The following is a 6,885-nucleotide window of genomic DNA, read 5'->3' on the forward strand; positions in this document are numbered from 1 at the left end:
ATCAGCCGGACCACCCAATGATCACGACTCGATACGCGCCCTAGCGGCGAATCGCCTACCCCTGCTCCGCTCCGCGGGGGACCGGATTCCTCCCCGGCCTGAAGGCCGGGGCATCCTCCGGAGTTCTCGGTGACCTCACGGGCTCAGGGTTCCCGGCGCACCACATCCCAGCGGCCGGTCGTCCGCCGTCGAACCGTCCAATGCTGCCGAACCGTCCAATAAGGTGCCCATCGTGGATCGGCGGATGTTACTGAGCCTGCTCAGCATCGGCGCGGCGGAAGCGCTGCTCGCCGCCTGCTCCGCAAGCGCGAGCCCGGCTCCCGGCGAGCAGCCGTCCGCCTCGAACACACCCCGGGAAGCGCCGGCCGGGCCGGCAGCGGCCGGCACGGTCGCGGCCGCTCCCGGGCAGCCATTACCGCCGATCCCGCCGCCACACCCCGGCCCGGCGCATCCCACCTTCCAGGCGCCCGACCGCACCCAGCAGATCGCGTTGACCATCGACGACGGATATGACCCGCAGACCGTGGCCGGCTATGTCGAGTTCGCGCAGCGTTCCAAAATACCGATCACGTTCTGCCCGAACGGCGCCTACCGGCAGATCTGGGACCAGCACGCCCCCGTGCTGCGGCCGTTGATCGAGGCTAGCCAGGTGCAGATCGGCAACCACACCTGGACACATCACCAGCTCCCGGGCCGCTCCGACGCGGACATCCGTACCGACGTCGAAAAAAATGAAGAATGGATCCAGAAGACCTTCGGAATCACCTCACGCCCCTGGTTCCGACCGCCCTACGGCGCGCACAATCAGCACGTCGACGGGGTGGTCGCCGAGATGGGCTACCCCCGCATCCTGCTGTGGAACGGCAGCTTCGGGGACTCCACCCAGCTCACCCCCGACCAGCTGATCGGCCTGGCCACCTGCTACCTACAACCCGGCACCATCATGCTCGGCCACGCCAACCATCCCACCGTCCTGGGCCTGTTCGACCGCATCCAACAGCTCATCGCCGAACGCCACCTCCAGCCAGTCACCCTCGACACCATGTTCGGCACCTCACGGGCCACGGGATAGGCACCGGCGCACGCCCACGACACCGCGTCCGCCCAACCGACCCCCAACAGCCGCCACGACCATCCCAGCTCCCAGCCTGCCAGGTTGTTCAACTGCAGGCGGCTGCCCCCAGAGCCGAAGGACGACATTGGCTGCGTTCAGCTGGCAAGTTCGGCGTTGGCGCGTTCGGTCACGGTGGCGAGCACGCGGTGGGCGGTGGCCAGTTCCTCGGTTGGAAGGCCACCGTAGAGGCGCTGGGTGATCCGTCCGATACCTTCTCGCACCCGATGGAAGCGAGTGGCGCCGGCCGGCGTGAGCGTGATCTTCGGGTCGTGTGCGTCGGACGGCGTACGGCTGACCAGCCCCTGGTCGACGAGTGCGGCGAGAGCGGTGTGCACGGCCGGTCCGTCGATCTTCAGAGTGTGGACGACGCGGCCCACCACCTCTTCTCCCGCAGTCGCTTCGCCTCGGTCATATAGATCCAGCCGGCCAGGCCGAACGCGGCCAGGCCGAGCAGAATCATTACCGCGATGGTGGGCCATTGCAGGCCCGGCGGCATGTACAGCGCGAGGAACCACACCTTGGCGACGCCGCCGCCGAGTTTCATGCCGATGGGCACCAGCGCCTGCGGAAACAGCGCGATACATCCGATGACGAAGCTGGTCCACAGCAGGCTGCGCCTGGCACGCGGCATGACCTTTAGCAGGTTGGCACCCTCGCCGACCTGCTCGTCCTGGTCTTTGCCGACGCGCATCAGGTACAGCAGCTCAGGCCCGCGCGTGCGCAGCCTGCGGGCGACTGTCCTGCCCAGCAGCGCGAACGAGAGCACGCCGGTCAGCACCGCGACCGCCACGCCTGCCCAGGCCAGCAGCGGCTCGCCGAGCCTGTCGCCCGCGAGGACCGTGCCGAGGGCGGGTGCGGTGAGGGTCAGCACCAGGAACATCATCACGAACGTCTGGCCGGTGACGTCGCCGCGCTCCAAAGGTGAGTTCTTGTTGAGGTGCGGGTCGGGGCCGGGCACGAGCTGATCTGTCGCGACGACCGGCAGCAGTCCCGAGCCCGCGCCGAGCGCCGCTATGGTGGCGGCCAGCGCCCACGGCCAGAGGGAACCGTGCATGGCGCGGTCCCGACCACGGTCAGGACCAGCGACAACGGGCCGAACAGGGTCAGCCAGGCCCATTGCCTGCCGCGCACGTCGGCTTCTTCCGAGGCAGGCACCAGCAGGGTCAGCCACAGCGCCGTGCCGTCCTGGCCGTACAGGTTTGCGCCGCTCACCGCACCCATGAGCGCGGTGAGCGCGCCGACGAACGGCAGGAACACCGTCGAGTCGAACAGCAACGGCAGCACACCGCTGAAGATCGCGAAGACGGGGGCGACGACCAGGCTCTGCACGCGCAGGGGGTCACGCAGCCAGGTGCGCATCTCCTTGGCGTACACCGCGCCGGTCGCGCCACGTTCGCGTGCGGGCGCACGAGACGAGCCGCGCACCACGGCGCGGGCCAGCCGCGGCGGGCCGAGCAGGCGCGACCACAGGGCCAGCAGCGCGACGACCAGCACCGCCAGCGCGACCAGGGGGCCGACGGTCCACAGCCAGTGGCTGCGGGCGGCGGCCTCGACGGCCAGCAGGCCCCAGCTCGACGGGAAGGAACGCACGACCATCGAGAACCCGTGCGAGAAGCCGGTGGTGAGGACGGCGTCCAGGGCGATGAACACAATCCAGCCGGACTGGCTCAGCACGAGCATCGCCGCGGTGATGACCGCCGTGACGGCGCCGCCCGTGCGCGAACGCGCGAGCACACCGAACAGCCGCGCGGTCAGACGCGACAGCAGCACGACCAGGGTGACCTGCAGCAACAGCGCTGGAATCGACACGATCACCGATACGGTGCCGAGCCGGGCCGCGAAGACGACCATCGCGGTGAACGCGGTGAAGGTGACCGCCGTCGTGATGCCGACGTAGGCCGCACCGAGCAGGCCTTCGGCGACCACCCGGCCCCTGGCCATGACCGTGTCGCACAGCTGCTCGACCAGCGCCATCACGTGGCTGGACAGCAGGACCGAGCCTCCTGCCGCGACGAACCGGGTGAGCAGGCGCTTGAGCGTCGCCGCCGACACCGGGTCGACCGCCTCGAACGGCTCGTCGAGGACCAGCAGCTTCGGCCCATGCAGCAGCGCCGCGGCCAGGCCGATCTTCTTGCGCATACCCGTCGAGTAGTCCACGACCAGGGTGCGCTCGATGTCGCCGTCGAGCTCCATCACGGCGAGCAGTTCGTCGACAGGTGTTGCCGAGCATGACGTAGTCCGTGCCGGTGCGTTCCGCCGCCGCCAGCAGCGCGGCGGCCAGGGGCGGGAACAGGGCAGGCCACTGGTCGTACGGCGGCATGGCGCAGTTGAACAGCACGTCCGCTCCGGTGGCCAGTTCGACAAGCCGGGTGGTGTTGGTGGCGTCGGCGGCGACACGTTCGATCCGGGGGTGTGCCGGCCCGCTGCCGCGGCGTGTGATGAGGCGGACCTTCTCACCGGCGTCGGCCAGCAGGCGGGCGGCGGCTGATCCGGTGGCTCCGGCACCGACGAGGACGCCTGGACGCCCGCCCCGACTACGAGGTGCGTATCTGCACAGTCCTGCCGGGACCCGTCGCCACCAGCGGCAGCCTTGAGGTCGCCGTCCCGCACGGGCTGGAGGCCCTCGATAGCGCCGACACCGTCATCGTCACCGGAACCAGCGCCCGAGAGGACGTCGACCCGCGCATCCTTGAGGCGCTGTGCCGCGCGTCGGCCGCGGGCAGGCGCGTCGTCTCGATCTGCACCGGTGCGTTCGTCCTCGCCCAGGCCGGGCTGCTCGACGGCCGCAGCGCCACCACCTACTGGGCCAAGTCCGATGAGTTCCGCAGACGCTTCCCCAGGGTCGGCCTACACCCCGACGTGCTGTACGTCGAGGACGGCAACGTGCTGACCTCAGCCGGACTGTCCGCCGGCATCGACCTGTGCCTGCACCTGGTGCGCACCGACTACGGCGCCGCGGTGGCCAACCACATCGCCCGCCTGGTCGTTGCGGCACCGGTGCGACCCGGCGGGCAGGCGCAGTTCATCGAATCGCCGCTGCCGCCCGAGAACGGCACCTCGCTGGCCGCTACCCGCCAGTGGGAACTCGAAAGGCTGCACGAACCACTCATGCGTGCGGACCTCACCGCCCACGCCCGCACCAGCATTCGCACCCTGACGCGCAGATTCCACGCGGAGACCGGTCTCAGCCCGCTGTAATGGCTCGGTGGAATCAAGACATGACAGGCCTCGTATTCTTCCACGAACGCATCCCCGGAACTGACCATCCGGACGGAGCGGAAACGTTGTGGTCACGGCCCTGCCAGGCTCCGGTCCTCATCGCCCCTACAAGGGATTGAAACAGGATCGGCAGAGGCTGAGGCTGCGTAATCAATATCAAGATGATGATATGAGCATTGTGTGCACAAACTGCGGTGGTCTGGACGGAGGTGGAGACCGACTGCCTGAAATAATCCCCAAAGGACGGTTACTCCACATATTGATCGGAGATGAGAATTTTGGACGTGGATCCAGGAACGCTTGGGAGCGAGCGGTGCCCTGTGTGTTCGGGTGTGGGCGATGACGCCGGCGTGGGTCGTTCTGTCGCGGATCCGCAGCACCATCAACCGGAACATGCTCCGCGTCAGCGCATACAGCGAGGAGCAGACCATGACCACCCGGCTTACCCGACCCGAGGTGGTCCCGCCACGGCAAAGCCGCAGGCCACCAGCCCGATCGAGGTTCTGGAGCCCTACCGGCCGTGACCCGCGCCGCAGCGATGGTACGAGCGTGCCATCCGGAACCGACCGCCACCGTCACCGCGGTTGCGACCGCGCTCGCCGCCACGACCGGACGGTCCATGGCCGGCCTCGTCGCCGTCGCCTCCGCCGTACTCGCCGGCCAGCTCTCCATCGGGTGGAGCAACGATTACATCGACCGTAGCCGCGACGCCACGACCGCGCGGCCGGACAAGCCGGTGGCTCGCGGTGATCTCCCGGCATGGGCTGTCGGCCGGGCCGCACTCGTCGCGGCGGCCGTGTGCGTGCCGCTGTCGTTCGCGTCGGGCCTGCCGGCGGGTGCGGCACACCTCGTGGGCGTGGCCTGCGGCTGGGCGTACAACCTGGGTGCGAAGGCCACGGCGTCGTCTGTTGTCCCCTATACCGCGGCGTTCGGGCTCCTGCCCGTGTTCGTCGTCGCGGGTCTGCCGGGACATCCGGTGCCGCCGGTGTGGCTCGTCGCGGCCGGCGGCATGCTCGGGACAGGCGCGCACTTCGCGAACACCCTGCCCGACCTCAACGACGACGAGCGCACGGGCGTGCGCGGCCTGCCGCACCGGCTGGGCGCCCGTGCGTCCGCCCTGCTGGCCGCCGGGCTGCTCACCGCCGCGTCCGCGCTGCTCGCCCTCGGACCGTGGCCTCCGTCCCGCCCGGCGCTCGCCGGCTTCGCCGTGTGCGTCGGCCTGGCCACCGCCGGGGTCGCACCCGGTGGTCGCCGGGCATTCCGGGTGACGATGCTGCTCGCGGCGCTCGACGCGGCACTACTGATCGCCGCCGGGACCGACCTACGGTAGCGGCCTTGCGGTAGCGCGCTTCGCGGCCCCGGCCTGCGATGCTGGACGCGCCTCGGCGCGAAACCCGGCCCCTGGCCGCCTTCCGTGCGACCCTGCGTGCAAGAGCTCCGGTTCGAATATCCGTACGGGAACGTCGAGGAAAGGCGGATAGTCATGCCGAACGTGACGATCGGATCGTCCCGACGCAGCTTCGACGCCCGGCTGCCACACCGGCCGCGCAACGACCCCGAGCAGTACGAGGATCTCGCCGACGAATGGTGGCTGCCCGACGGCCGGTTCGCTGCGCTGCACTGGCTGGCCCAGGCCCGCGCCCGGCTGATCCCGGAGCCGTCCAGGGCCGGCGCGCCGCTGCTCGACGTGGCCTGCGGCGGCGGGCTCCTCGCCGCGCACCTGACCGGTTCCCTCGCCGGGTGGCGTCACGTGGGCATCGACATCTCGCCCTCCGCGCTGGCGTCCGCCCGCCGCCACGGTGTGGTCGGCGTCTGCGGAGACGCGTTGCGGCTGCCGTTCGCGGACGCATCCCTGCAATGCGTGGTCGCGGGTGAGGTGCTCGAGCACCTCACCGACCTGCCGGCCGCCTGCGCCGAACTGGCCCGGGTGCTCGCACCGGGAGGCACACTGGTCGTGGACACGCTCGCCGACACCCTGTTCTGCCGGATCACCATGGTCCGCCTGGCCGAACGGCTGCCGGGCGGCCCGCCGATCGGCATCCACGACCCCGCTCTCTTCGTCCATCCACGCCGCCTGCGCGACCTGCTGGCCGCGCACGGGGTCGGGCTGACGCTCGTGCGCGGGCTGCGGCCGTCCGCCCGGGAGTACGTCCGCTGGCTTGCGTACCGCCGCCGGAACGGACCGGCCGGGGCCGGCACGGCGGGCGGGCCTGCGGGGGCGGACACGGTCACGATGATGCTCCCCACCCGATCGACTGCCGCTGTCTACCAGGCGGTCGGGGTGAAAGGCACCGTGTCAGCCGCCCGCACGTGAACCGGGATGTCCGGTAACCCGTGTCCGGACAGGGAATCCCACGTCCGACACCGCCTCATCACGACCAGCCCGATCATGTTATGCGCTGGCATGGCCCGGCCGGACAGCGCAGGTCGGACAGCGCAGGTCGGACAGCGCAGGTCCGGTCAGCGCAGGATGCCGGTGTGGCCGAGGGAGTAACGGCCGGGCTGGGGCCAGACGCAGGCGCCATGCGGGCCTGGACCGACCTTGATCCGCG

6 protein-coding genes and 2 pseudogenes are annotated in these 6,885 nt (G+C 70.2%); 5 read left to right on the top strand and 3 right to left on the bottom strand.

Annotated features, from left to right (window positions below; all coding sequences use genetic code 11):
* Positions 1 to 232: 232 nt before the first annotated feature.
* On the top strand, positions 233 to 1,072 hold the full coding sequence (locus tag CV1CTNOD_RS22480; protein ID WP_242606936.1) for a polysaccharide deacetylase family protein: 840 nt from the start codon (positions 233 to 235) through the stop codon (positions 1,070 to 1,072).
* Positions 1,073 to 1,209: 137 nt separating this feature from the next.
* Here CV1CTNOD_RS22480 and CV1CTNOD_RS22485 read toward each other — a convergent pair whose 3' ends face one another.
* From CV1CTNOD_RS22485 to CV1CTNOD_RS28015, 3 genes and pseudogenes are all read right to left on the bottom strand, one after another.
* Positions 1,210 to 1,494, bottom strand: a complete 285-nt coding sequence (locus tag CV1CTNOD_RS22485) for a MarR family winged helix-turn-helix transcriptional regulator (RefSeq protein WP_207386614.1) — start codon at positions 1,492 to 1,494, stop codon at positions 1,210 to 1,212.
* Positions 1,467 to 2,168 carry a hypothetical protein gene (locus CV1CTNOD_RS22490; protein ID WP_131787948.1) on the bottom strand — a complete coding sequence of 234 codons (702 nt, stop codon included), beginning with the start codon at positions 2,166 to 2,168 and terminating at the stop codon, positions 1,467 to 1,469. Before CV1CTNOD_RS22490 ends, CV1CTNOD_RS22485 begins: the two co-directional genes overlap by 28 nt.
* Before the next feature lie 851 nt (positions 2,169 to 3,019).
* Positions 3,020 to 3,337: pseudogene (locus tag CV1CTNOD_RS28015) on the bottom strand (AAA family ATPase); the annotation flags it as partial.
* Here CV1CTNOD_RS28015 and CV1CTNOD_RS28475 point away from each other — a divergent pair.
* The 4 genes and pseudogenes from CV1CTNOD_RS28475 (at position 3,288) to CV1CTNOD_RS22515 (ending at position 6,647) form a co-directional block, all read left to right on the top strand.
* Entirely contained in the window at positions 3,288 to 3,602 is a 315-nt protein-coding gene (locus CV1CTNOD_RS28475; protein WP_165485674.1) for a hypothetical protein, read from the top strand. The pseudogene CV1CTNOD_RS28015 and the gene CV1CTNOD_RS28475 sit on opposite strands and share 50 nt — an antisense overlap.
* A 29-nt stretch (positions 3,603 to 3,631) precedes the next feature.
* Positions 3,632 to 4,309, top strand: a pseudogene (locus CV1CTNOD_RS22505) (GlxA family transcriptional regulator); the annotation flags it as partial.
* Positions 4,310 to 4,853: 544 nt separating this feature from the next.
* Positions 4,854 to 5,663, top strand: a complete 810-nt coding sequence (locus CV1CTNOD_RS22510) for a UbiA family prenyltransferase (protein ID WP_242606938.1) — start codon at positions 4,854 to 4,856, stop codon at positions 5,661 to 5,663.
* A gap of 153 nt (positions 5,664 to 5,816) precedes the next feature.
* On the top strand, positions 5,817 to 6,647 hold the full coding sequence (locus CV1CTNOD_RS22515; RefSeq protein ID WP_207386616.1) for a methyltransferase domain-containing protein: 831 nt from the start codon (positions 5,817 to 5,819) through the stop codon (positions 6,645 to 6,647).
* Positions 6,648 to 6,885 lie beyond the last annotated feature (238 nt).

The organism is Protofrankia symbiont of Coriaria ruscifolia, from assembly GCF_900634745.1.
Taxonomy (GTDB): domain Bacteria; phylum Actinomycetota; class Actinomycetes; order Frankiales; family Frankiaceae; genus Protofrankia; species Protofrankia californiensis.